Raw genomic sequence first — 22,287 nt, forward strand, 5'->3', positions numbered from 1 at the left:
CTATCTAGCCGCTGACGGCATTCGTTATCGTTCCAACGGTAACAGGATAGGGTCGTGCGACGGACGGTACTTGTGCCGACGGCCAGCAGAAGATCATTCGCACCAGGGGTTTTTTGAACATCGAGGGGCCTGTCATAGGCCCAGTCGTCGCCCAGCCTGGTCGGCCATTTCCTTTTGATCAGGATGATGGCGATCAAGAACTATGGCGCGCAGTTCATCCTCGGTGATTGTCTCCCGCTCCAGAAGGAGTTTTGCAGCCCGTTCCAAAGCGGGTCGCCGCTCCTTGAGCAGCGTGACGGTACGATCGAACGCGTTCTCGACGATCCTGCGCACCTCTTCGTCCAGAATCGCCGCAGTTTTTTCGGAATAATCACGCTCGCTCGGGCCGTAATAGGGCTGGTCAGTCGTAAGCAGCGACCGGCGATCGCGTTCCAACGCAACATGGCCGAGCTTCTCGGTCATGCCGTAGCGTGCAGCGATCGCGCGCGCGATGTCCGTCACCTTCACGAGGTCGTCGGAAGCTCCGGTGGACAAATGGCCAAAGACGATCCATTCAGCGGCGCGCCCGCCAAGCAGCACGGCCATCTTGTTTTCCAGCTCTTCCTTCGTCATCAGGAAGCGATCTTCCGTCGGACGCTGGATCGTGTAGCCGAGCGAGCCTATACCGCGCGGGATGATCGAGACCTTGTGCACCGGATCCATCCCCGGCAGTGCCATGGCCACAAGCGCATGACCCGTTTCGTGATAGGCGACGATTTCACGCTCCTTGGGATTGAGCAGTCTGTTGCGCTTCTCCAGGCCGGCGACGATGCGTTCGATGGCGTTGTTGAAGTCGTCCATCGTAACCGCTTCGGCCTTGCGTCGCGTGGCAAGCAGGGTTGCTTCATTGACCAGATTGGCAAGGTCTGCGCCGGTGAAGCCGGGTGTGAGTGCCGCGATTTGTTCCGTACGAACATCGGGCGCCAGCTTGGCCCGCTTCAGATGAACGTCAAGGATCTGCACGCGGCCGTTTTTGTCGGGACGATCGACGAGGACCTGGCGGTCGAAGCGTCCTGCCCGCAACAGCGCCGGGTCGAGAATCTCTGGGCGGTTGGTGGCGGCGAGCAGGATGAGCCCCGTTGAGGAATCAAAACCATCGAGTTCGACCAGGAGCTGGTTCAAGGTCTGCTCTTTTTCATCATGACCGCCAGCCATAGGCCCGATGCCGCGGGCTCGGCCAAGCGCATCGAGTTCGTCGATGAAAATGATCGCCGGCGCCTTCGATCGAGCCTGTTCGAAGAGATCGCGCACGCGGGCGGCCCCCACGCCGACAAACATTTCGACGAATTCGGAACCGGAAATGGAAAAGAACGGCACACCTGCCTCGCCGGCGACAGCTCTGGCGAGCAGCGTCTTGCCGGAACCCGGTGGACCGACAAGCAGAATGCCCTTTGGCATCCGGCCCCCGAGGCGGCCATAGCCTTTAGGGTCCTTGAGGAAATCGACGATCTCCTTCAGCTCGTCCTTTGCCTCGTCGACACCGGCGACATCCTTGAAAGCCACTCCGGTATCGGTCTGCACATAGATCCTCGCCTTCGACTTGCCGATCTGCATCAAGCCGCCGCCGACGCCACCCCCGAAGCGCCTGAGCATGAATATCCAGATGCCGATGAAGATAACAGCGGGGATTACCCACGACAGAAGGTCACGCAGGAACGTGCTCTCGATCTGGCCGGTGACGACAACGCCGCGCTCTCGCAAGTGCTCCGCAAGACCCGGCTCGACGCGAGTGGTGATAAACATCGGCTTGCCGTCCTGCGGCGCCTTGAAGGTGCCCTGTATAAAGCGATCCGAGACCGCAGCCTCGGCGATCTTGCCTTCGGCAAGGTAGGTTTCGAACTGGCTGTAGGGGATCTGAGCGACCTGGGTTGCGGTCGCGTAAAGATATTGGAACAGCATCAGGCCAAAAAAGGCGATGATCCAATACCAGATATTAAACTGGGTCTGCTTGTTCATGTCGGTGGCCATGTTTGGCTAGCGGCTGCGCCCCTCAGCACCTTGATCTCGGGGCTTCGCCAGACGGAATCGACTGGCTTGAACCCAAACGCCGCTCAATTACGGCAGTTCCCTCAAATCTCTTTTGCTCAAACTACCAGCGGGCAGTTCATGAAGCTAGTTGCCGGAGGGGCGCAGGCGCCAGTTCAGGCGCTGGCATGTCGCTGCGGCCGAGCTGCTCGCGAGCAGTGGAGGCGGCCAGGTATTCGGGCTCGCTGTTCGGAGCAAGGAACAGTGAGAGCTCTTCCGCTGAGAAAGCCCCCGCGCCGATTTCGCGCAATGCCAGTTCAGTCGAAGCGGCGGCGGGCTTTTCGATGCGCGGATCGGCACCTCTGTTGAGCGCCCTGCCGCGTGCCGCGGCTGCTAGCGTCAGCGCGAAACGGTTCGGGAACACCTTTTAGCAATCGTGGAGGATGAACGGGTCCATTGCGCCACCTCATGCACAAGCTGGCCGGCTCCGATCGGAGCCCGTGCTGTCGGCGCCATATCCCGATTCGAGCGCAAGCAATGCCAGTTCGACCTCGTCGAGCCGAGACGGGCGCTCGTTTTCGGGCATGCCCTCATTCGTTGCCCGGTCGATCAGATATTCGCTCCAGGCCCAATCCTCAAGAACCGCTCGTTTTTCCTCAAACGACAGGTTTTCATCAGTCACGACGTCGAAGGGCGCATCCCACCTCCTGGACGTGGCGGATCGTTCTGGTTTGCCGGGCTGCGGCTGGCACGATTTTCGTTCGCCACTGTCATGCTCAGCCCGGCACCATCGAGCACAATATCCGAGCGGGTGTGCGCCTCAACACTGCGTCGCTCCGGGACTTCTGTTTTGGAGTCGTGCGGCCACTGGACCGCGTAGTTTAGCCCCTGCCGTTCGCAGTAGCCGACCGCGGCCTCGAGTGTCGGAAATTTGAGCTCCACCTGGGGCCATCGGATCGTCGCACCCTGTCCAGCCCATCAACGGATCGATAGTGGCTGTCCTACGCCGCTCGAAGATGAGCCGCCAAGCGCTCGTGCCCACTTTGCCGGACGTCATGACCGATCGGCTCGGCCGAAAGATGCGGGCAATCAAGCCGGCCTCAAACGCGGCTGGACCAAAAGAGTGGACAGGTCTTGGTTTGCCGTCCGACGGCCGGCGATCGTCAGCGAGCCTCGACGGAGTGAATTGCTCTTTCCTGAACATCTCCATCGTTCATCCCTCCGTTGTGGCAAACGATATCCTCCGCGGCATCGTTGAAGCCGCAGCGAACTTCCGCAAATTGAACGTTGATCAGGTCGGTCGAAGCCGACTACTAGCCTAGGGAAAGTCGAACATGTTTCTCATAGCCACATCCTCCGTTGAGCAACATGGATACAAGACCACAATCGGTTCCGAGGCATCTTGCCCGGCCGAAGTGCAGGAGCGAGCGTCGCGATAAATGATTTAGTTCAAAGTGTTACACGTTCAAGAGTGATGGCCTGGGAACGGTAGTGCACGCCCGCAGCAAATCGTCGCTGCGGGCGTGCTGGGCTCATTACGTCTGAGAAGTACCGGGCTGGCCTGCTTTCTGGGATTGATCCGTGCTCTGCGATGGCTCCGTGCTCTGGCCGGCAGGCGTGCTTGTTGCCTCGATCTGCTCCGGCTGGCGGGCGCCGCCCTGGATCTGGATGCGGCGAGCGCGCTCCTGTTGAGCGGTCTTCGGCATGGTGACGGTCAAGACGCCGTTGTCGAACCGCGCCTGAACCTGGTCAGGGTCGACGGCATAAGGCAGGCGCAGCGTGCGCTGGAATGAACCAAAGGAGCGCTCCACGAAGTGGAAGTTCTCCTGCTCCTCCTTCTTTTCCATCCGTTTCTCGCCTCGGATCGTCAAGAGATCGTCGTCCAAGCTGACATCGATGTCCTTTTCGGTGACCCCTGGCAATTCCGCGGTTACCCGGAACTCCCTCTCCGTTTCGGAAACATTCATACGAGCGTTCACGAATCCGCCGGCTTGCGCCGCCGGACCTTCGCCCGACGGTCCGGTCAGGCCGCCCCGAAACGCCTCGTCAAAGAGCCGGTTCACGTCGCGATAAAGCGAAAGAAAAGGGTCTCCGCCCAAGCTACCGGGGCGGAACGGCGTTATGGAACTACGTGCCATTGGTTCTCCTCCTTTTGTTGCCGAGAGTTGCTATTCGACGGCGGCGGAGCGCTCTTCGGAAATTTCTGCCTGAGCGCCGGCCTCGTCCCCAGCGTGCTCGTGCGCTGCCGCCTTCGTCGACCAGGCAAAGCGAGCGCTGATGTCGCAGATACCGCTGGCCATGGTCCGCCTCTCAAGCCGAAGCGCGTCTGCTGACGGCTCAAACCGCCTCCAAAGGAAACCGTTCCCGCGAGGAGGCACTTCTTTTGTTTGCCGCGAGAACGCGCTGGACCGGAAAATGCACGCCGTCAAGTATTAAGCATAGTTGGAAAGAGCCGCCGCCTCAGCCTTGGGCACCGCGCCGACCGCCGCTAATTACCCGCTTCTCGCCCAATGACGGGCAAGTGACTGGAGTGACATGATGTCAAATCAGCTGGAGGCCATCGCGGAAGCGATCGCCCTCGATCAATCGGTGAGCGATGCGGAGATCAATTTCGCCATTTCTCGCTTGGAGCAAAGCATCGAAGCAATTCAGCGCTATCGATCGCCCGGGTTTTTCCGTGCAGTCCGGGTAAAGCAGGCTCTCGAATATGCGATCAGAATTCGACGGACGCCTGCGGGTGATGATAACAGACGGATACGTAACTCCTCGGCCGCACCACGAAACGTATCCTCTTGAGGAGCGCTCGGCCGAAGGTCATGATGTTCGAACAACTACTGCATGTATCCTTAAATCGTAGCCGATTTAAGGATAAAAACATGCAGCAATTCAAGGTGCTACAGCGTCCTTTGCGGGTCTGATAAGACGCGCGGCGCTGTAATGGTGAAAATCTGACGTTTGGTGCCGGAACCGAAATGCCGGCTTCGACCCCAAAAGCGGACGGGTGTTCGCAAAACGCGCGCCCGCCCGATCTTTGGTCCAATCGCCGGCGGCCGCCGTGTAGCACTAGAAGCGCAGCACAAGCCCGAGAATCGGACCCTGCTGCACGGCATCGAAGACGAACCCGTCGTTGCTGTAGTCGACGCCCAAGGCCCGATAACCTGCCACCGCGGAAACTCGATCGTTGAAACGGTATCCAATTGTCGCGGCAAGGTCCCAGTCGATGTCGGCTCCGCCTGCACCAATAATCCCCCAACCGGTCAAATAGATCTCAGGCGTGATCAAATAGGTTGCGCGCAGGCCGCCCACGGCATCCACCCACGTCGCGCCATCGCTTCGCGAAGCTCCGCCTAGTATACCCCCGCTGAGCGAGATTTCGGTGTCGACGGACCATACCCTGGCACCGCCGACGACATCGAGACGGCCCGAACTGTTATCAATCAGCGAGTAGCCGACGCCGAGCAATCCGGCGAACGTTTCCGTTGATATCTCGACATTCGAAGCCAGAATGCCTAGCGGCGTGCCTCTCTCCCCCGAAATCTTTGTGTACATGACATCGGCAAAGATGCTGTAGCGGTCGTAGCGGGCTTCGCCGATCACCATGGCGCCAAAATCGAGATGGTCGAAGATGTCGCTGAAACTCGCATCCACCTCGGTTGGCGGCAACCCGAACAGCCCGACATCTCCCGATATTCCCGCCATCCAGAAATAAGGAGCTATGGTAAAGGTCCATCCCTGCTCGGTCTCGATCTGCTTGGCATCCGGCGCAACCGGCGAGTAAATGTCGGCAGCCATGGCGCTCCCGGCGAGCAGGACACTGCCAAGACAGGTGAAAGCAGAAGTAAAGCCAAGTTTCATCGTTCCCCTCCAATGGATCTTGCTTAGACAGTCGGTCCCCAACCACGTCCCAGGTTTGATCATGGCCGAACACATTGTTTCCGCCAACTGCTTGTTCCCTGCATCCTCGCCAGGTCGGCGCGCGGACAGCGCTTTGCCGCGGGACCTCCGTTCGCTGTGCCAGACAAGAATCATTGCCACGCATTCCTACATATAGTTGCAGCGCTACTGTACCGGATTGTACCAGATCGGCGACGTGTAGGCCCGCTCCTGCGTCGTCATCGGCAGTTCCGAGGGCAAGGTCAGCCCGTAATATTTGGCGTCGTATGCGGTCCAGCGGGGCGTCGGAATTTCGATGATGCGTCCGTAATAGAAGGCGCGCTGCTCCGGATCGAAATCCGGATCCTTCCACACAGAAACCAACTCGGGCGCGCCGATCGTGTTCGTCCAGGTGGCGTTCGGAACGTCCACCGTGTTGCCGACCGGCGGCAGCTTGCCGTCGGTGCCAGGCTTGCGGTCGCCGCTCCAGGCGACGTCGTAAACCTTCTCGTGCACCTCGCCCGCCGAGTCCATCCAGCCCTTGACGATCTGGTAGCGGTCAAGATTGGCGCCGATCGGGTCTTTCAGCGCGGCGACCAGGAAGGTCGGCGCCTTGCCTGCCGGCGCGTGGCCAAGGTCGCCGCCCATCGGCACGCCCTTCGTATAGCCGGTGATTGCCGGGCTGCGCGTATTGGCGTCGGCGTCGACGAAATCGAAACCGCCGAAGAAGCGCACTACCATGCGCGGCCCGGTCGTCGCATAGGTCTCGCGGCGTTTCATGGCGTCGAAGATCGACGTGCGGGTGTTCTCCTCAGCCCACACCGCGGCATAGCCCGAGGCGGTCTCTTCCCAACCCATGATCTGAGCGCCAGTATTTGGATTGCTCATGAACGGATGCGTTGCGCGGCCGGGGCTTGGCTCCGACGTTGTGATTTTGCCCCAGAAATTATCGTCGTCCGCTGTTGCAAGGCCGGTATGCGCGTCCGTGCCGCCGATCAGCCCGAACTTGTAAGGGTTCACGCCGAGCTTTGCCTCCAGCTTCAGGCCGTTCTTGAGCGCCGAGCGCGCGTACTCGAACTCCAGCATTTCGGGCTTCTTGGCCTCGCTCAGATCGAGATTGCCTTTGTCCCAGCGCTCGAAATTGGCGAACTCGTCGTTCGGCGAAAGCACGGGATGGGTTTCACCGTCACCCTTTATTTGCGTCGCTTCGTACAGCACCTCCCAACGGGCGCGCTGCTCGGCATATTCGCGGTCGATTTCTTTGCCGCTGAATGACTCGATAATCGGAAACATCGTTCCGTTGCTCAAGTTTCCGTTGTGGGCGATAGCGAGAACCTGGCCGCCGGTCTTGTCCTCGTAACTCTGCAGCCATTTCCAGAGGTCGCGCGGATTGTTGCTGCCTATAGGCGGCTGTGTCGTATACGGCTCGACCATAGCTGCCTTGTCGCCATTGTCGCGGAAAATAACGTTGCGGTGCAAGTTGTTGCCCTCGGACAGCGATGTCCATTCATAGCCGATCATGGCAGTGAAACGACCCGGCTCATTGGCTTCTTCGGCCGCGTCGATGATACTCTGCCACGTGGAGCGGTATGCGGCGTTGCCCGGCTGGTACAGGATCTCCTGCGGAAATCTGCCTTGTGCGAAGGTCGAGACAAGCGCGAAGGCAGCTTCGCCCCCCTTGCCCGACTGCATCAGGTCGTACCAACCGCGGGCTTCTGGATTCTTCAGGATTTCAGGTTTTCCGGCGAGGAAATCGGTAAAGAAGCCCATATTGTCCGAGTGATCGGTAACGACCAGGAAGTCCAGCGGGCGCGACAATCTGACCGGCTGCCCGGTGGAGGAAACGACCTCTTCGCCGCTGGCGAACCTGTAGGCCTCCCGCGGATCCAGGCGAGCACCTGCAGCGCCGGCATCCATGGAAAGGGCCGTATGCAGATGGGTGTCGCCGAACAGCGGATGCGTCGGGAAGTTGCGGCCGGCGTAGGGCGCGTATGGCCGCGCCTGGAAAGCCTTGTCCGTGCCCTCGCGGGTCATGGTACCTGCATCGGTGGTCGTCGCCGGCTCCTGTGCGCTTGAGTCCGTGCCAAAGCACGCCGTCAGCAAGGCAAAGCTAGCCATCGCGAAGGAACTTCTGTTCATGCTTGCCTCCTCATTGAACAAGTTTTTCGAGCGTTTCAGATGAACTAGCCGCCTGGTTGGGTTCGAAGGCACGGGACGACCGCATGCTCGGGTCGGCCGCGACGCTGTGCGGAGCAGGCGTCGATCTCTGCCTCGTGTCGCGCGTGCTCCGGTTCGCGCCGACCTGCTGATACTTCTGAACAAACGCCGCGATCTGGCGATCCTCGCCGTAAAGGCGCACAATCCCGCGGGCATAGGCATCGCCGAACATGAGACGCCGTGCGGCGATCTCGGCGATCACGGCTTCGCCGGTGATTATGACAAGATCGCCGCGCTCGGCGCCCGGGACGTGGACGGCAGTCCGCAGGCCGACGGCGGTCATCTCGAAGCGCGCCCACAACATCGGCTCGACCAGGACGACAGCGACCGGCGTGGGCAATGGTTCGCGCGACGTCGGACGGAGCATCTCCCCGAATTGCTCCAGCGCCTTCTTAGCGCGAAGGTACTTGCGGCCGAACAGATCCATGCCGCCGCGATCAAAATTCGCAATCGGGAGCCTGCGAGCCGCGACCTCCCGCGATATCGCGCCCATGACGTGGAGCGAAAAGGGATAGCTCCAATTCAGGGAGCCGCGCGATATGGACCGCGGATTGTCATAGCCGCAGGCAAATCCTTCTGAGCCAGGCACTATGGCGATCAAGACCGCGACCGCTGCCATGCCAAGCGTGCCTGCGCGCTTCCGGTAATTGAGAACCTTCATCCCAGTTCTCCCCTCATTGCAACATCGCGTCCAGACGCTCGACGCTCCAGAACGCCGCGACGATGCCGATCGCGTAGGCGGAGGCGACGATCGCTTGCCGCTGAATGTTGACGAGCTGTCTTATTGAATAGACGGCAATCAGTGTCACCGCGATGAAAGCAAGTTGGCCGACTTCGACGCCGATATTGAAGGCCAGCAGCGCCAGCGGTATGTCGCCTTGCGGCAGGCCAAGCTCGCTAAGAGCGCCGGCAAAACCGAAGCCATGCAGCAGGCCGAACGCGAAGGCGACCGTCCATGGCCGTACAATTGCAAGGCTGAGCTGCCCGCGCTCCATCCTGACAACTTCCGCGGCAACCATGACGATGCTGATGGCGATTAACGCCTCCACCGGCCGCGACGGCAGCGTCATCCAGCCGAGCGTTGCGCAGGTCAATGTGATCGAGTGGGCCACAGTGAAGGCCGTGACCGCTTTCACCAGCTTGCTCCAGCCGCGCACGATCAGCATCAACCCAGTGACGAAGAGCAGGTGATCGAAGCCGAATATGATGTGCTCGATGCCTTGACGCACATAGGTGACGAACACAGCCCAGGCGCTTTGCGAGGCCGGGATGACCGCCGAGGGCTCGCTGGGCGTTAGCCGCGCCGTCCAAGTGTTGCCGTTGGCGAACATCACCCGGACGAGCGCGTCGGTCATGGTGTTCTGCAACCCGTCGACAAGCACGCGCTGACCGGCCATCGGCTCCCGAGTTCGCGTGCGCCAGGTCTGCACCATCGCGTCGCCGGTCGGTCGCGAGACAATCGGCGTTACCGTCTCTATCCCGCCCGAAAACAAAGCCGTCAACGCCAGCCGTGCATTGCCCTGCATGGGCGTCTTGAAGAGCACGCTGAACTCGTTCGGCGCTACTTCCTGAATGCTGAGGTAGGCCGGGCGTACTTCATGCGCAGAGGCAGCCTTCGATGACAGCATAACGGCCACGACCGTCAGCAGGAGCAGCCAGACATATCCCGTCGCGGCGAAGCCAGTTCGCGCGAGCACGGACCGTGTGGCCCGCCGGCTCATTTCTCGGCTACCTTGGGTGTGGGCGCGGAGCCCAGGACGGCCTTCGCGCCTTCGTCCAGCTCCACCCCATACTTCTTGCGAAGCTCGCCTAGGTAATCGCGGCCGAACTCGGCCTGCCTGGCGCGGCGCCACTCTGCAAGAACGTCGTCCTTCACCGTTTCGAAAGGCTTCGGGGCTGTCGGTGTGCGCTGTGTGACGAACACCAGATGCAAGCCGTAGCCGGACTTCACCGGGCCGCGCCAATGGCCCGGTTCAAGTGCGAAGACTTCACGCGCGAAATCGGCGCCGAACATGCCTGATACGGCCAACTCGCTGGCGTCGTCGAAGCGTTCGCCGAGCAGCAGTCGGTCGCCTGTGGTCCCTTCGGCTTCGCGCTTCGCATTCAATTCGGCGAGGGCTATCTGGGCGTCCGCCGCTGCGTCCGGGCGCCGTTCCGGATTGAAATAGAGCTGCCTGAATGAGAGTCTGCCTTGCGTCGCGAAGTGTGCCGGATTGGCAACATAGAATTGCCGTAACTCCGCCTCCGTTGGTTCCACCAGCTGGGCGGTGTCCTCGATGACGAATTTCAGTTTTTGCGCCAGCCTGCGGCGGATGATGGTGTCGTCCTGATCGAGGCCCATCTCCTTGGCCTCGCGCGCGAGCAGCCTTTCGTTCAAGAGATCGTCGACCAATCCCTTCAACTCGTCGGCGGTCGGATCGCGCAGCCACTGGCTCGACCAGGTTTGCTTCAGCCAGCGGACGTCGCCCTCGCCGATGCGGACAGGCTCGACAGCAGCAGCCTCGGGCTGCTCATCGTGAAGCCACGAGTAGCCGCCAAACAGGACCGCGCCGATGACGGCGAAATGCAGCAGAGGCTCTCTGAACAAAGTCATGCGGCCAGCTCCGTACGTTCCTCGGTCGAGTGACGGAGGAGCACGATCCCATTCGCAAAATCAGCCCGGTACCCCTATTCGGCACAACCTGCGACACGTCCATGGCGCCACAGTGCAGCCTATCTAGATTCATGCACCGGCTGTCAAAAGGTTGCAACATATATTTCAGGATGTATTGTATTAGGTGATGTAGTTTGGGCACTTTCATTATCTGACCACATGCTGCGCTCGCCGGCCCGGAAGCATTTGCCTAATCAAATGCTCTCCGTTGGACGCATACCGAAGAGCTGGCATGGTGGCGCGAGACACGCTTACGCATCTCCGAACACCGGGAGCGTTCAGGCCATGAGATCCAACACGCTTGCGCCGTCTATCAAAGTGAGTATGGCAGCCGCCTTTGCTCTCGCATCGTATCCGCCGGCGCCTTTCGTCGTGGCAGCCGCTGCTCAGGAGCAAACCGCAGCAGCCACGGGTGGGGCAGACACGGCAGATATGCAGTCCCAGCCGCTAACGGAAGAAGAACTAGAAATCCTTGTCGCCCGCATCGCCCTTTATCCGGATGAGCTTGTCGCATTGGTGACTTCGGCATCGCTCTACCCGCTGCAGATCGTCGAGGCAGCGCGCTTCCTCGAACAGGTCAAGACGAACAAGGACCTGAAGCCGAAGGAGAGCTGGGACGGCAGCATCATCTCCCTCTTGAACTATCCCGAGATCGTCAAGATGATGAGCGACGATCTCGATTGGACGCAGTCGCTCGGCGATGCGCTCGCCTATCAGCAGAAGGACGTGCTTGTCGCCATTCAGCAATTGCGCGACAAGGCCGTCGCCGACGGCATCATCAAATCGGACGACAAGATCACGGTGGTGCTGGAGAGGGACAACGTCGTGATCCAGGCGGCCAATCCGGAAAAGATCTACGTGCCGCAGTATCCGCCGGAAATGCTTTACGCTCCAAACTATCAGCCCGCTCCGCTTGCCTATTATCCCGAGCCCTATCCGAACTACTATTATCCGACTGCAACGTTCTTTGCGGGTTTCGTGACCGGTGCGGTGTTCGCCGCCGTCGTCGACTGGGATGACTGGGGCGTTTGGGGCGGGCGCTGGGGCGGCAGCGACATCAAGATCGACTGCAACAACTGCTTCAACAATGTGAACATCAGAGGCAAGGTGAATTTCAACGACGTCGATTGGAAGAACGTCGATCGCAGCAAGATCAGCTTCGACAAGAGCCAGCTCGCCAAGATTGATAGGACTTCGTTCGAAAACAATTTCAAGTCCATAAAGGACAACAACGTCGCCAGCAGAGCGAGGACCGTGCGCAATGAGCAGCTCGGTGCCGCCAGGAACCGCACCGGCACGATTTCAGTCGACGACGTTCGCAAGAGTAAGTTAGACGCCCGTCAAAGGATCGACGCAAGTCGGGTGAATACCGTCGCAGGCGACCGGAGACCCTCGGAGGCGATGAAGTCGAGACCGGCCGTCGCGAACCAGGTCAGCACCGTCAGACCCAGTGCAAACCGCGACCGTCAGATCAGTCGGCCGAAGCCGGGCGGAAAGATCGAGAGAAGTGGCGGCGGCAAGCCATTGCCACTCGGGCAAGCGCAGAGCGGCAAGGTCACCAAGCTTCAGTCGGACCGCGGGCGTGAGGCGTTGGGTGGCGGCCAGCGCGGCGGCGCGAAACCGCATCGCGAGATCAAACGCCCTCGCCCCCGTAGATAGGCCAGAGGGAGAGAACGGACATGGCCAAGAGCGTTCGTGACATGCTTCTCACTTCCCTCGCTGGATCGGTCCTGATGTGCGCGTCCATGACAGTCGGCTTCGCCCAGGAGTCCGGCACGTCCGCGGAAACTCCGCTCTCCGACTATGCGGCCGCCGCTGAACCCGCGGCATTCGCCACGGCGGAACAGGCAGTGGATGCTTTCAAGTCGACCGTCTCTACTGGAGACTTTGACAAGCTCGCCAATCTGCTTGGCCTCGACGCCGCGAAGACAAGGGCCAGCGAGGGCGTGATGGAAGCCTACGCGGAAATCCAAGAGGGCGTAAAGGAGAAGGTCATCGTCGAGGACGTCGAGGACCGGAAGATCCTCGAGATCGGCGACGAACTCTGGCCGCTGCCTTTCCCGATCGCCAAGGGCGACGACGGAAAATGGGCCTTCGACACCTATACCGGTCTCGAGGAAATCGCCAATCGCCGCGTCGGCGAAAACGAGCTTCAGGCGATCGCCACAATGCGCGCCTATGTCGACGCGCAGCAGGAGTATGCCCTGCAGGATCACGACGGCGACGGGGTCTTGGAATACGCCCAGAGACTGATCAGCAGCGACGGCCAGACGGACGGCCTCTATTGGCCTTCCACGCCGGGCCTGCCGGAAAGCCCGGCCGGACCTGCACTCGCAGATGGTGCCGTTCTCGCCAAGGCGAAGGCCGGGGAGGGCTATTTCGGCTATCACTACCGCATTCTCACCGGCCAGGGCGAGAACATTGCCGGCGGCAAGTACGACTATGTGATCAATGGCAATATGATCGCCGGTTTCGCCCTCGTTGCTTGGCCGGTCAGTTATGGCGCGACCGGTGTTCACACCTTCGTCGTCAACCGCAACGGTATCGTCTACGAAGCGGACCTCGGCGACCAGACAGAGAGCATCGCCGCCGACATCCGGCAGTTCAATCCGAACGACGACTGGCAGATCGTCCAGGATTGATTGTCACACCTAAAATGAGAGTTTGACCGGATCAGATGACTTCCGCTTCGGTTCGAAACGCGACGCTCCGATGTTGGCTGCCCGATGTCCGCTTCTTGCGGATAGTGTTGAAAAAGTCCAAAATTGGGGTTTACCGAAAAGTCGGCCAGTTCGCGATTTGAGCGAATGTCGCCGCTCGATGCAGTCTCAATTCCGCTACACGACTCACACGCTGCTTGATCGCAAAATTGGCAGGTCCCCCACGTCAAATTTTCTGGGGCTGTCTCTACGACCCTCCAAAAAACAGACGTTGTAGAAATCGGACTTTTTCAACGCTATCGGCCCAAAGCGGACTCTCACACCAGACCGTGGTGTTACCTGGCTTCTTCATGGTAGGCACGCTTCGTTTCAGTATGGCGAACTAGAGGAGTTAGCCGCGTGAAGTGCCTTCGCATCTATGCCACCCCGGATGGCGAGTCACATTTCGACGAGATCGAATTGCCGACGACGAAGAGGTCGGTGCACCCCGATGCCGTGCCGTTCGACGTTACGGGCAGCTATCCGGCGTCCCGCGTCCGCATCACCCACATCCCTGCTGGCATGCGCGAGGTTGCTTGGCATAAGGTCCCAGAGCCGGTGCTTACGGTCAGGCTGGATGGTTCGGTAGAATACGAGACGAGCGACGGAGAGGTGCGCCACGTTGAGGCGGGTAGCTTCGTGTTAGTGGAGGACACTCACGGTAAGGGCCATCTGTCACGCCATTCCCCAGAGGCGCAGACTGTCATCTGGATTTCACTCCCGAACGGCCTCGAATTACCGCCAGCATAGTCCGTCTGGGCACGCTGTCAGCGCCGCGATTGAGAACGACCGCTTCTGGATCCATTGTGGTCATTGGCGACCCTTAGCGCCGCGGCAGGGTCGACTTCACGCTTGACGCGAAGCCGCCTTGCCCGAGAGAACGTGCCGCATTGAAGCGACGTGACTGGCCAGGAAATCGATGAAGGCACGCACGTGTGGAACGTCTCGCAGGTTCTCGCGGGTCAGGAGCCACAGATCGGATTGCGCTCCTTCGATTGGACCGAAGCAGCGGACCAGCGAAGGGTCGGAATCGGCCAGAAAGCACGGTAGGACCGCTATTCCCAGCCCAGACTTGACAGCCGAGATCAGATTGGTAACCGAACTGGAGGTCGCCACCACCTCTGCGTCGGGAGCCACCCGCCGCAGCCAGGTCCAGCCGGGCAGGACCGCAATGGGTCCGTCGGCCCCGACAACCGCATGTTGGCCGAGTGCCTCGACCGACGTGGGGCGACCATGCCGTTCGACGTATTTCCGGCTGCAATATGCGGCCCAGGCCACCGGCTTTAGCCGCCTCCCGACCAGACCTGCCTCCGTTGGGCGGGCTCCCGTCCGCAGCGCCACATCTGCCGCGCCGCGGGCGAGGTCGAGCCGTCGCTCATCGACAACTAGATCTACCCGCACCTCGGGATGGAGCCTACGGAAGGCAGTGAGCGCCGGGGCCATGACCCCATTGGCGAGCCCCTCGTTGGTGGTGACGCGGATAACGCCAGACACGCGCCGTCCTATGGCCCTGGCCTGATCCGCGAATGCGCGCGCCTCGACCTCAACACGTTCGGCGGCGGCCATTAGCTCCAATCCGCAATTCGTCAGGGCGTAACCGGCCTGGCTTCTGTCGAATAGCTTGATCCCGACCGCCCGCTCCAGCACGGCGATCCTTCGGGCGACGGTGCTCTGGTTCACGCCGAGCGTGCGCGACGCAGCCAAGGTGCTGCCGGTGCGCGCGACGGCAAGGAAGTAGCGCAAATCGTTCCAGTCGTACATGCGCACATTCTGCATTTCCGCAGAACGGCTGCGCAATAACAATGATTGGCCAGATCGGTGAGCGCGCGTAATTTCACTGTGCAGCGCTTAGGCAAGCCCCCAACTTGATCATTTCGCGGAATGCCCGCTCGTTTTTCCCGAGTATCCATCCCGCTCGCGGAAGGCGCACGTGAGTGACTGGCTTCGTGCGCGCTTAACGGACGCGACATATCTGAGGAGGAGAGGACAGCATGACCGTACACATACGCCCGACGACGACAGCGGACGCCGAGGCTTGCGGCCGCATCATCTATGAGGCGTTCGAGGAAATCGCGCGCCGCCATGGCTTCCCACCCGATTTTCCAGGAACCGAGGCCGCGATTGCGCTGGTCCAAAGCTTGGCCGGCAACCCGTCGGTCTTCGGCGTCGTCGCCGAAGAGGACGGGCGGGTCGTGGGCTCGAACTTCCTCAACGAAGGCGACGCCATTCGGGGAGTTGGTCCGATTACCGTACATCCGCGGCTGCAGGGCAGCGGGATCGGTCGGCGGCTAATGGAGGCGGTGCTCGTGCGATCGAACGGCGCCGCAGGCGTCCGCCTGCTTCAGGACGCCTTCAACGTGCGTACGATCGCGCTCTATGCTTCGCTCGGCTTCGAGGTCCGCGAGCCGGCACTTGTGATGGCGGGACAGCCCACCGAGAACTCGCCTGCCGGCATCGCGGTACGCCCCATGGGCGAACAGGATCTCGAAGCTTGCGATGCGCTTTGCATAAAGGTGCACGGCATTTCCCGCCGCAGAGATCTTACGGACGCGCTGCGCTTATTCGCTCCGCTGGTCACCGAGCGCGAGGGCCGCATAACCGCCTACACGTCGGCGCCGAATTTCTGGATCGCCAACCATGGAGTCGCGGAATCCGCGGACGAGATGCAGGCCCTGATCGTCGGCGCGGCGGCCGTCACTGGCGCACCTGTCTCGTTCCTGCTGCCGACGCGTCAGACCACTCTTTTCCGATGGTGCCTAGGGCACGGCATGCAGGCGGTGAAGCCGATGACCCTCATGACGATGGGGGAATATCACGTGCCAGAGGGTGCCTACATGCCATCCGTTTTCTACTAAGCTCGGCACCTCAAAAGACAAGCTGGATCGCCACTGCTCACGAGGGTTCCGCACTGCCAGGGAGGGGAGCGCGACATGGCCGACACACATAAGGGTACCTGCTTTTGTGGGGCACTCGAGATCCAGGTCTCTGGCGCGCCGGAAGAAATGGGGTACTGCCATTGCAGCTCCTGCCGATCCTATTCGGGGGCGCCGGTGACTGCCTTCACCCTATGGAAGGCAGAAAGCGTAAAAATCGTCAGGGGAGCGGAGTTCCTCGGCCGGTTCAACAAGATCGGATTTAGTGAGCGGCACTTCTGCATCAAGTGCGGGGGTCATCTTATGACGGTCCACCCGACCTTCGGCTTGACGGATGTTTATGCCGCAGCGATCCCGACCATGACCTTCAAGCCGGCAGTCCACTTGAACTATGCCGAAGCAGTGCTGCCGATGAAGGACGGACTTCCGAAATTGAGGGATTTCCCCGCCCAGGCCGGCGGATCCGGCGAGGCTATGCCCGAATAGGCTGCCGCCTGCAATCGGCACCGTGGCGGAGCGAGCGAAATGGCGGCATTCGGCGCGAACCAGACCTCAGCTGTGGGGCGTCCGAACTTCGGCTATCCACATCCGTTCCTGCCGTCCAGAATGAGACGCGCTACGACGCGACTTGACCCCAAAGCGGTCACTCGATACCCAGTGCAGGATGACGCAAGTAGACTATTCCTGTCGTTCGACTATCTGCCTTGAGCGGCTTCGCGAGTGATCGGTAGAGATTCAGGATTGTCAGTTATGTGATCCCGACGCCAGCTCGCCGGTGGAACGCCATACTCGCGTCTGAACGCCCTGCTGAACGCTGCTTCGGACTCGTAGCCCACTTCGAAGGCGATCCGAGCGATCGGATCGGCGGAATCCCTCAATCGTGCGGAGGCCTGTTCGAACCTCTGTCGGGCCAGATAGCGCATCGGCGGCTCGCCGATGACGCGGGTGAAACGCTCCGCAAAGGCCGAGCGGGAGACGGCTATCTCCCGCGCAAGGTCTTCCGTAGTCCAACGCCGTGCGATTTGGCCATGAAGGAGCCCAAGCGCGCGTCCCACGATCGGGTCACGCATTCCCGCCGACCAGGCGCTGAGGGCGGGCGGCTGAGAGGCCAGGTAGCGGCGGACGGCCTCCATGAACAGGAGTTCGGCGAGTTTTGCGAGCATCGCGGGCGAGTTGGCGCGGCCCTCCGCCAGCTCCCTTGCCGCAAAGCGGAGATTGCTCTCTATCCAATTCCCGGAAGCCGCGTCTGCGACATCAAGCTTCAGGATGCTCGGCAGCAGCGCGATAAAGGCGTTGTAGGGCAAATCATTACCAAGAAAACCGCACAGAATCTGCGTCAGCTCTCCACCTCCACCGTGAACGATCTTCGCCAGTCCTCCGACCGGCGCCGGTTCGATCAGCTGGTGGGCATTGACCGGCCGCAGATTCAGTGCGCTCGCGATGAGGTGGCCGTCATTGCGCGGCAGAACAACGAGTTGCCCGCTCTCGACCGATAGCGGCGGCTGGTTGCCGACCTTCACCAGGCATTTGCCGGCAATGATGTAGTGGTAGCCGATGATGTGTCGTGGCACGGGAGTGAACGGGGCGCAATCTTCGGGGGCGACTTGCGAGGAAATACACCAGGGGGCGGTGAATTCCGCGTCGAGAAAGATGCCTCCTGTGAGGCGCATCGCACGCAGCATGTCCAGCAAATCGTCCAGCTGACAACGCTCCCCTTAACGGGCGGCGGATCGGCCAAGTGTTCCGGCGCATCGGCAATTATCGGTCTCGCTGTACTGGTCTAGCTTAGCATTAAATCCACGGAACCGGCAGCTGATTGTCGAGGCCGTGGCACTGATGGTCGACGTGATAAAGGCATCCATACTCGAAGGGAAATTTATCGTGATTACCGACAAACAGGGAAATGTACTTTCGGGCGCGACAATCGCGGCCGCAGAAATCTATGGCGGGGCCGTCGAAGCATTCAACATCTATCGCGGCGACCCTGTCGGCATGCTGGACCGTGCCATCGAGACCGCGCCCGAATTCGCGATGGCGCATATCCTGAAAGCGCATCTGTTCGGCCTGGCGACCGAACCCGACGCGACCAACGAAGCAAAAGCGATCGTCGACAAGGCGAAGACACTGGAACTCTCGAATCGCGAGGCTTCGCACGTCGCTGCGCTCGACCTGCTCCTGACAGGACAGTGGACGGCGGCCGCCGAGGCTCTCGACCGTCACAATGCGCATTATCCGCATGACATTGTCGCGCTGCAGTCGGGCCACCTGATGGATTTCTACCGGGCCAGCGCTCGGAACCTACGCGACAGGATCGCTCGCGTCCTGCCGAAATGGTCGGCCGACATGCCGGGCTATTCGATCCTGCTCGGCCTGCAGTCGTTCGGCCTCGAGGAGACCGGCGACTATGTCCGGGCCGAAGACGCCGGCCGCCGCGCGGTCGACCTGCAGCCGCTCGACTGCTGGGCGCACCATGCCGTCGCCCATGTCATGGAGATGCAAGGCCGGGCCGAGGATGGCATCGGCTGGATGATCGCGCGCGAGCCGCATTGGTCCGGCGACGATAATTTCTTCAAGGTCCACAACTGGTGGCACCGCTCGCTTTGCCACCTCGATCTCGGACAGGTCGACGAGGTCTTCGCGCTCTATGACGGACCGATCCGGCAGGACCGCAGCACGGTGGCCCTCGACATGGTCGATGCCTCGGCGCTTCTCTGGCGCCTGCATGTCTCCGGCCACGATGTCGGCGATCGTTGGAACGAACTGGCGACAACCTGGGACAGCCATGCCGACGGCCGTACCTATCCGTTCAACGACTGGCATGCGGTAATGGCCTATCTCGGCGCCGGCCGGGACAGCGAGGTCGATCGGATTGCCGACGCCTATCGAAGGAACATTGATACGTCCGATGTCGCCGAATGGGGGCGGCGGACCGCCGTGCCTCTGGTTGAAGGGTTCGCGGCGTTCTGGCGCGGCGACTACCAGACCGCGGCCGACCGCCTCCATGGCGCACGTTTCATCGCCAACAGCTTCGGCGGCAGCCACGCACAGCGTGACATCATCGACTGGACGCTCACCGAGGCTGCCTTCCGTGGCGGGCTGGCCGGTCTGGCGGAAGCCCTTGCCAATGAGCGCCTGGCGCTGAAGCCCCATAGCCCGGTGAACAAGAACTTTCTGGCCCGAGCCGGAGCAAGCGCATCGCCGGGCCGGAAGGCCGCCTGACCCTGTTCTGTGTCCCGCCGCCTCCTGCATTCGGCGGCGGGACACGACCAGGGCGAGACAAACGCCCGCGACTACTGGAGATTTCACATGAAGCATCTCGCAATTGTCGTGCGTGACGACGCCTACGATAAGATTCTAACGCCTCTGACTTCGCCTACACCCAAGCCCGAAAGGGTATAAAGGTCGACATGCTCTTTCTGCTCTGGGCAGTGAGAGTGCTGACCAGCAAGGGAGCTCCCTCCCTTTCGGTGGACGGCCGGCACAAGGACGACGCGGAATGGTTGCGCGCCCGGATGACCGCGGATGGCGAGCCAACCGAAATCGAAGACTTCCTGAAACTTCTAGTCGCTACCGGGAATGTCAGCTTGTACGGCTGCCGTTATGCGGCCCAGACCTTTGATGTCGAGCAGGCCGATCTCATTGCCGAAGCGGAGGGCATAGTCGATCCGGGATGGTTCCTGACCGAGAAGGCCGTCAAGGCGGACCACTGCCAGTATTTCTGACCATTCGTGGCGGAATTGGCCGGTCCGCCGCTGGGGGTTCGACAAGAATACCACGGCGAAACCCGCAACGCCTCCCGAACCGGATGAGCGTCACTCTTGTGGTCGGGATGGATCAGCGGCCGGAACCAATCGGGGACAACCCCCGCTTGCGCGAAGCGGTCGTCGGGCTGCTGAAGCGCGATGTTCGGTGACTGGCGCTTTCTTCGCGTTCAGATCGACGGCGGCAACGAGAATTTTCCACCCTTCCGTGACGGATCGGAACTGGAAAGATCGACCCAATGTGGTCGCCGGTGAGAGGCAGAGGTAAAGTCCCGACCTGACCCATTCGGGACCTTCAGGCCTTCAGGAGCCACTTTTCCCTTTCTGAAAGCGGATGCCTATTGAAGATCCATGATGACGACAGACGGCGTATTTCGTAGCGGACGATGAACCGGCGCTTACCCGTTTCGTGACGTATATCTCGGGTGGACTGAAACTCGCTGTTGAAGCCGAGACAGGACTTCCTCAGCCAGCCCGTTGCTCATCCGCCGCGTGTGCTCCTTCCACGAGACAGCGGCGGCGCCGCGTCGGGATCGTCTCGGCAAGCGCCAGCCGTTTGATTTTCCGGCGGAAGGCGATCTTCCCGTTGGGATCGAAACCGACGACGTGAAAGACCTCCTTGCCAATGTCGATCCCGATCGTCGCCAGGGCTTGCGCGTGTTCTCAGTATGGATTTCCATGGCTGCTTCTCCTTCTCTTCGCGGGCAACAGTCTTTGCAGACTAACCCGCCGGGGAAGCAGCCGGTCCATCCCATTAGCGGACGTTTCAGCGCGGCGCCAGTGCGGCACGGATCAGGGTGCCCTGCCGCGGTCATAGCCGTTCTTGCAGCAGCTTCTTCAGCGCGCTGATCCGTTCTTCATCGCGCTTGTAAAATATCCATTGCTTGATCCGTTTTGGGCGCACCAGCCCGGCCTGAGACAGTACGCGCATATGTTCGCTGAGAGTGGGCGGGGAAAGGCCGAGCTTCTCAGCGATCAGAACCGCGCAGACGCCATCCTCGACAAGATCGCCGTCGGTCTGCGGTGGAAAATGCGCCTGCGGGTTCCTGAGCCAGTCGAGAATCTGGAGCCGCCTCTCGTTCGCAATTGCCTTGATGATATCGATCTCTTGCATTTCGTCAGTTTGCCAAGTAACTAATTAATGTCAACACCGTGGGAGCGACTTATGAAGGTAGACACGCCGGTCACCGCTGAGCGCATTCGTGAGACGGAAGCGCTGATCCGCCCTCATATCCGGCATACACCCGTCCTTCACGTTGACATGACGGACTTTGGCCGCCCACCTCTCCCGGTCGCGCTTAAGCTCGAATGTTTGCAGTATACCGGATCGTTCAAGGTGCGCGGTGCCTTCGCCAATCTTCTTGGCAGAGCTGTGCCGGAGGCCGGTGTGGTGGCCGCTTCAGGTGGCAATCACGGTGCCGCGGTCGCCTATGCCGCAAGGCGCCTGGGAATTCCTGTCACGATTTTCGTGCCGACTGTCACCTCGCCGGCCAAGGCTGAGCGTATCCGCAGTTACGGAGCAAAGCTGATGATTGCGGGAAACTGCTATGCTGATGCGCTGGCGGCAAGCGAGGCGTTCTCCACCGAAACGGGCGCGTTGGCAATCCATGCCTATGATCAGGTCGAGACACTGATCGGTCAGGGCACGCTCGGACTCGAAATGGAGCAAGACCTACCCAGTATCGATACCGTGCTGGTTGCAGTCGGCGGCGGTGGTTTGATCGGCGGCGTCGCCGGCTGGTTTGCCGGTCGTAAAAGAATTGTCGCCGTCGAGCCCGAAGGCTCGCCGACGCTTCATATGGCGCTCGATGCGGGGCACCCGGTCGATGCGCCCACCGAAGGGATCGCGGCCGACTCGCTCGCTCCGAGACAAGTCGGCGGACTGATGTTTCCTGTCGCGCAGGCCTTTATCGAGCACTCGCTCCTGGTGACCGATGACGAAATAAAGCTAGCGCAGGCGTCATTGTGGGAAGCGGCGCGGATTGCCGTGGAGCCTGGCGGGGCGGCGGCGTTGGCTGCATTGCTCGGCGGAAGATATGTGCCTGCGCCGGGCGAGCGTGTTGCGGTACTCGTCTGCGGTGCCAATACGACGGCGGTACAGTTCGGCTGAGGGTCAGCGCCCGGATCGCGGCTGTCGCCCGGATGGCTGCTCTCCACCCCCATTGCGGACTCTGCGGGCCGCGCCGCCGGAGCCTGAGAAGATGTTG

The 22,287-nt window shown here is 61.0% G+C and carries 23 protein-coding genes; 9 read left to right on the forward strand and 14 right to left on the reverse strand.

Annotated elements, in window-relative coordinates; genetic code table 11:
- Positions 1-132: 132 nt before the first annotated feature.
- From ftsH to PYH37_RS09765, 6 genes are all read right to left on the reverse strand, one after another.
- Positions 133-1,995: an ATP-dependent zinc metalloprotease FtsH gene (gene ftsH, locus PYH37_RS09740; RefSeq protein WP_280731219.1), complete on the reverse strand. Its 1,863-nt coding sequence runs from the start codon at positions 1,993-1,995 to the stop codon at positions 133-135.
- A gap of 148 nt (positions 1,996-2,143) precedes the next feature.
- Positions 2,144-2,428, reverse strand: coding sequence for a DNA-directed RNA polymerase subunit omega (locus PYH37_RS09745; RefSeq protein ID WP_280731220.1), 285 nt, complete (start codon positions 2,426-2,428; stop codon positions 2,144-2,146).
- A gap of 42 nt (positions 2,429-2,470) precedes the next feature.
- The gene (locus tag PYH37_RS09750; protein WP_280731221.1) at positions 2,471-2,686 is read right to left on the reverse strand and encodes a hypothetical protein; all 216 of its coding nucleotides are present in this window, start codon (positions 2,684-2,686) and stop codon (positions 2,471-2,473) included.
- A gap of 138 nt (positions 2,687-2,824) precedes the next feature.
- Complete coding sequence (locus tag PYH37_RS32215) at positions 2,825-3,214, reverse strand: NADH dehydrogenase ubiquinone Fe-S protein 4 (RefSeq protein ID WP_342394624.1); 390 nt, start codon at positions 3,212-3,214, stop codon at positions 2,825-2,827.
- Positions 3,215-3,539: 325 nt separating this feature from the next.
- Positions 3,540-4,142: an Hsp20/alpha crystallin family protein gene (locus PYH37_RS09760; protein WP_280731223.1), complete on the reverse strand. Its 603-nt coding sequence runs from the start codon at positions 4,140-4,142 to the stop codon at positions 3,540-3,542.
- Between the two features lie 30 nt (positions 4,143-4,172).
- Positions 4,173-4,304, reverse strand: coding sequence for a hypothetical protein (locus tag PYH37_RS09765; RefSeq protein ID WP_280731224.1), 132 nt, complete (start codon positions 4,302-4,304; stop codon positions 4,173-4,175).
- A 235-nt stretch (positions 4,305-4,539) separates the two neighbouring features.
- Here PYH37_RS09765 and PYH37_RS09770 point away from each other — a divergent pair, with 235 nt between their 5' ends.
- A complete protein-coding gene (locus tag PYH37_RS09770) occupies positions 4,540-4,800 on the forward strand; it encodes a hypothetical protein (RefSeq protein WP_280731225.1) in 261 nt (86 codons plus the stop codon).
- 267 nt (positions 4,801-5,067) lie between these two features.
- On the opposite strand, the gene PYH37_RS09775 is transcribed toward PYH37_RS09770, so the two are convergent.
- From PYH37_RS09775 to PYH37_RS09795, 5 genes are all read right to left on the reverse strand, one after another.
- The gene (locus PYH37_RS09775) at positions 5,068-5,859 is read right to left on the reverse strand and encodes a hypothetical protein (protein WP_280732464.1); all 792 of its coding nucleotides are present in this window, start codon (positions 5,857-5,859) and stop codon (positions 5,068-5,070) included.
- A gap of 204 nt (positions 5,860-6,063) precedes the next feature.
- Positions 6,064-7,995 (reverse strand): DUF3604 domain-containing protein, encoded by a 1,932-nt coding sequence (locus tag PYH37_RS09780; protein WP_425336082.1) that lies wholly within the window; start codon positions 7,993-7,995, stop codon positions 6,064-6,066.
- A gap of 31 nt (positions 7,996-8,026) precedes the next feature.
- Positions 8,027-8,755: a hypothetical protein gene (locus tag PYH37_RS09785; RefSeq protein WP_280731227.1), complete on the reverse strand. Its 729-nt coding sequence runs from the start codon at positions 8,753-8,755 to the stop codon at positions 8,027-8,029.
- A gap of 13 nt (positions 8,756-8,768) precedes the next feature.
- Positions 8,769-9,815 carry a HupE/UreJ family protein gene (locus PYH37_RS09790; protein WP_280731228.1) on the reverse strand — a complete coding sequence of 349 codons (1,047 nt, stop codon included), beginning with the start codon at positions 9,813-9,815 and terminating at the stop codon, positions 8,769-8,771.
- Positions 9,812-10,687: a peptidyl-prolyl cis-trans isomerase gene (locus tag PYH37_RS09795; RefSeq protein ID WP_280731229.1), complete on the reverse strand. Its 876-nt coding sequence runs from the start codon at positions 10,685-10,687 to the stop codon at positions 9,812-9,814. The genes PYH37_RS09790 and PYH37_RS09795 overlap by 4 nt, the downstream gene beginning before the upstream one ends.
- A gap of 345 nt (positions 10,688-11,032) precedes the next feature.
- Here PYH37_RS09795 and PYH37_RS09800 point away from each other — a divergent pair, with 345 nt between their 5' ends.
- From PYH37_RS09800 to PYH37_RS09810, 3 genes are all read left to right on the forward strand, one after another.
- Positions 11,033-12,406, forward strand: coding sequence for a DUF3300 domain-containing protein (locus tag PYH37_RS09800; protein ID WP_280731230.1), 1,374 nt, complete (start codon positions 11,033-11,035; stop codon positions 12,404-12,406).
- A gap of 20 nt (positions 12,407-12,426) precedes the next feature.
- Positions 12,427-13,389, forward strand: a complete 963-nt coding sequence (locus tag PYH37_RS09805) for a DUF2950 domain-containing protein (protein ID WP_425336054.1) — start codon at positions 12,427-12,429, stop codon at positions 13,387-13,389.
- A gap of 417 nt (positions 13,390-13,806) precedes the next feature.
- Entirely contained in the window at positions 13,807-14,196 is a 390-nt protein-coding gene (locus tag PYH37_RS09810) for a cupin domain-containing protein (RefSeq protein WP_280731231.1), read from the forward strand.
- A 96-nt stretch (positions 14,197-14,292) separates the two neighbouring features.
- Here the strand turns inward: PYH37_RS09810 and PYH37_RS09815 are convergent, their stop codons facing one another.
- Positions 14,293-15,207, reverse strand: a complete 915-nt coding sequence (locus PYH37_RS09815; protein WP_280731232.1) for a LysR family transcriptional regulator — start codon at positions 15,205-15,207, stop codon at positions 14,293-14,295.
- A 230-nt stretch (positions 15,208-15,437) separates the two neighbouring features.
- On the opposite strand from PYH37_RS09815, the gene PYH37_RS09820 reads away from it, so the two are divergent.
- Together PYH37_RS09820 and PYH37_RS09825 are read left to right on the forward strand one after the other, a co-directional pair.
- Positions 15,438-16,301: a GNAT family N-acetyltransferase gene (locus PYH37_RS09820; RefSeq protein WP_280731233.1), complete on the forward strand. Its 864-nt coding sequence runs from the start codon at positions 15,438-15,440 to the stop codon at positions 16,299-16,301.
- A 75-nt stretch (positions 16,302-16,376) separates the two neighbouring features.
- A complete protein-coding gene (locus tag PYH37_RS09825) occupies positions 16,377-16,805 on the forward strand; it encodes a GFA family protein (protein ID WP_280731234.1) in 429 nt (142 codons plus the stop codon).
- Between the two features lie 209 nt (positions 16,806-17,014).
- Here PYH37_RS09825 and PYH37_RS09830 read toward each other — a convergent pair whose 3' ends face one another.
- Positions 17,015-18,001, reverse strand: a complete 987-nt coding sequence (locus PYH37_RS09830; protein ID WP_425336211.1) for an AraC family transcriptional regulator — start codon at positions 17,999-18,001, stop codon at positions 17,015-17,017.
- A gap of 199 nt (positions 18,002-18,200) precedes the next feature.
- Here PYH37_RS09830 and PYH37_RS09835 point away from each other — a divergent pair, with 199 nt between their 5' ends.
- Together PYH37_RS09835 and PYH37_RS09840 are read left to right on the forward strand one after the other, a co-directional pair.
- The gene (locus PYH37_RS09835) at positions 18,201-19,538 is read left to right on the forward strand and encodes a tetratricopeptide repeat protein (protein ID WP_280731236.1); all 1,338 of its coding nucleotides are present in this window, start codon (positions 18,201-18,203) and stop codon (positions 19,536-19,538) included.
- Between the two features lie 188 nt (positions 19,539-19,726).
- Positions 19,727-20,041 carry a zinc-binding metallopeptidase family protein gene (locus tag PYH37_RS09840; protein ID WP_280731237.1) on the forward strand — a complete coding sequence of 105 codons (315 nt, stop codon included), beginning with the start codon at positions 19,727-19,729 and terminating at the stop codon, positions 20,039-20,041.
- A gap of 850 nt (positions 20,042-20,891) precedes the next feature.
- Here PYH37_RS09840 and PYH37_RS09845 read toward each other — a convergent pair.
- On the reverse strand, positions 20,892-21,194 hold the full coding sequence (locus tag PYH37_RS09845; RefSeq protein ID WP_280731238.1) for an ArsR/SmtB family transcription factor: 303 nt from the start codon (positions 21,192-21,194) through the stop codon (positions 20,892-20,894).
- A gap of 51 nt (positions 21,195-21,245) precedes the next feature.
- Here PYH37_RS09845 and PYH37_RS09850 point away from each other — a divergent pair, with 51 nt between their 5' ends.
- Positions 21,246-22,190, forward strand: coding sequence for a threonine/serine dehydratase (locus PYH37_RS09850; protein ID WP_280731239.1), 945 nt, complete (start codon positions 21,246-21,248; stop codon positions 22,188-22,190).
- Positions 22,191-22,287 lie beyond the last annotated feature (97 nt).

It is taken from the genome of Sinorhizobium numidicum (assembly GCF_029892045.1).
Taxonomy (GTDB): domain Bacteria; phylum Pseudomonadota; class Alphaproteobacteria; order Rhizobiales; family Rhizobiaceae; genus Sinorhizobium; species Sinorhizobium numidicum.